A 2,385-nucleotide genomic window follows, 5' to 3' on the forward strand; every position below is an offset into this window, starting at 1 on the left:
GTGGGGGGTGTGGTTACTTCGCGAACATGTAGGTCACTCGCTCCGCGTGTGACACCGACCACGTTCTGATGCGCCCCGGCACCAGTTGTTGCGCCGGGGCGCGACTCGCGGAGCGAGTCGCCTACCTTCCACCACTCCACAACATTGCACCCACCCATGCGATACCTTCTCCCCGCGTTCCTCGCGCTGACCGCGGCGCTCAGCGCCCCCGCAGCGCCGCCCGACCTCAAGGGCAAGACCCTCGACGCCACCTTCGCCGAACTCCTCCCCGCAATCGGCAAGCGCGAGACCGCGGCCCAGCAGCGCTGGCAGGAACTCTGCTTCGCGGTCGGCGCGCCCGGCAACGAGAAGCTCCGCGAAGAGGCCTGCAAGCTGATGGCCGCGAAGCTCGACGACAAGACCCCCAAGCCCGCCCGCCTCTGGCTCCTCGCGCAGCTCCAGCGCATCGGCAACGAGGAGTCCGTCGACGCCATCGCGGCTGCGGCCGGCGACACGGACGACGAGGTCCGCGAGGCGGCCGTGCGGGCACTCGCGAACAACGCCAGCCCGAAGGCCACGGCGAAGCTCGCCGACAAACTCGCCGACGCGAAGGGCAGCGCGAAGGTCGGGTTGCTGAACGCGCTCGGCCGCCGGGGGGACGCGACCGCCGTTGCCGCCGTCGCGAAGGAACTCGCCGGGACCGACGAGGCGGCCTCCGTCGCCGCGGCGCGGGCGCTCGGGCGCATCCCGGGTGCCGAGGCCGCCGGATCGCTCGCCGCGGCCCGCGAGAAGGTGAAGGGGGCGACTCGCGCCGCCGTCGCCGACTCGCTGCTGGCGCACGCCGATCGCTTGCTGAAGTCGAACAAGGCAGCCGAGGCCGCCGCGATCTACGCGCAACTCAACACCAAGGACGAGGCGAAGCCGGTGCGGCTCGCGGCCCTCCGCGGGGTGATCCAGAGCAGCGGCGACAAGGCCGGGGAGTTGGTTCTTGAGGTCCTCGCGAGCGACGACGCCGGTGCCCGTGCCATCGCCGTCGGGCAGATCGAAGGGCTCTCGGCCGGCGCGTTGAAAGCGCTCGCGTCGAGCACCGACAAGCTGACCGTGCCGAACCGCGTGCTGGTCGTCACCGCCATCGCCGCCCGCGGGGAGAAGTCGCTGCTGCCCGTGGCCGCGGCCGCCGCGAGGGACGCCGACCCGGCCGTGAAGCGCGCCGGGATCGTGGCCCTCGGGCGGCTCGGCGACGCCGGCACCGTGGACCAACTCCTCGAAATCATGTCGAGCAAGGACGCGGCCGCCGGGGTCGCGACCGAGAGCCTCGCGGCGCTGCCGGCCGAGGGCGTGAACGAGAAGCTCCTCGCGGCGCTCGACGCCGAGAAGACGCCGGCCCGCACGGTCGCGCTGATCGGCGTCCTGGAGCGGCGCAAGGCCGCGGCCGCCGTTCCGGCGCTGCTCAAGGCGGCCACCGGAACCGACGCGAGCGTCCGCACGGCCGCGTTCACCGGGCTGAAGTCGGTGGCCGCGCCCGAGCACATTCCGGGGATGATCGCGGCGTTCCTCAAGAGCGAGAAGGGCAAGGACCGCGAGCAGGCCCAGGAGGCGGTCGCCGCCGTCGCGCTGCAGATCGCGAACGCCGAGAAGCGGGCCGAGCCGGTGCTCGCCGCGATCAAGGACACCGCCAAGGACCGCGCCGCCGACCTCCTGCCCCTGCTCGGCCGCATCGGCGGGACCGACGCGAAGAAGACGCTCCGCGAGGCGCTCGCGGGCACCGACCCGGCGCTGCACGATGCGGCCGTCGCCGGGCTGTGCAACTGGCCCGACGCGACCGCGAACGACGACCTCCTCGCCCTCGCCGAGAAGGGGAAGGACGCCGAGAAGGTGCGGGCGCTCCAGGCCCTCACCCGCGTCAACACGGTCCTCGTGGACCGCACCCCCGAGGAGCGGCTCGCGGCGCTGGCGGTGCTGAAAAGGGCGATGGAGCTGTCGACCCGCGACGACGAGCGCCGCGCGATCCTCGAAGGGCTCGGCAACGTCCGCCAGATCGAGACGCTGCACTACGTCCTGCCGTACCTCGACCAGCCGGCACTGGCCGAGGCGGCGTGCAAGGGGGTGACCGGCCTGGCGCACTCGAAGACGCTCCGCGAGCCGAACAAGGCCGAGTTCGCGAAGGCACTGGACCGCGTGATCGCCACGACCAAGGACAAGGGCCTCGCCGACCGCGCGAAGGGCTACAAGAACGCGCAGTGAGTCTGGGGCGTGTCGTCCGTGTTCGAGCGAGCGGGGGGCGTGAGCCCCCCGAGTTTCGTGAGAGACGGCGGAGTGGTACCGGCTGGTTGGTATCCTGTCGTGACTCCGCCCCCTCACCCGCGACTCGCAGAGCCTCGTCGCGACCTCTCCCCCGAGACCAGG

The 2,385-nt window shown here is 72.4% G+C and carries 1 protein-coding gene; it reads left to right on the forward strand.

Annotated elements, in window-relative coordinates:
- Nucleotides 1-156: 156 nt before the first annotated feature.
- Nucleotides 157-2,223 (forward strand): HEAT repeat domain-containing protein, encoded by a 2,067-nt coding sequence (locus ACTIGN_RS18665; RefSeq protein WP_439626552.1) that lies wholly within the window; start codon nt 157-159, stop codon nt 2,221-2,223.
- Nucleotides 2,224-2,385 lie beyond the last annotated feature (162 nt).

The organism is Gemmata sp. (genome assembly GCF_051859125.1).
Classification (GTDB): Bacteria; Planctomycetota; Planctomycetia; order Gemmatales; family Gemmataceae; genus Gemmata.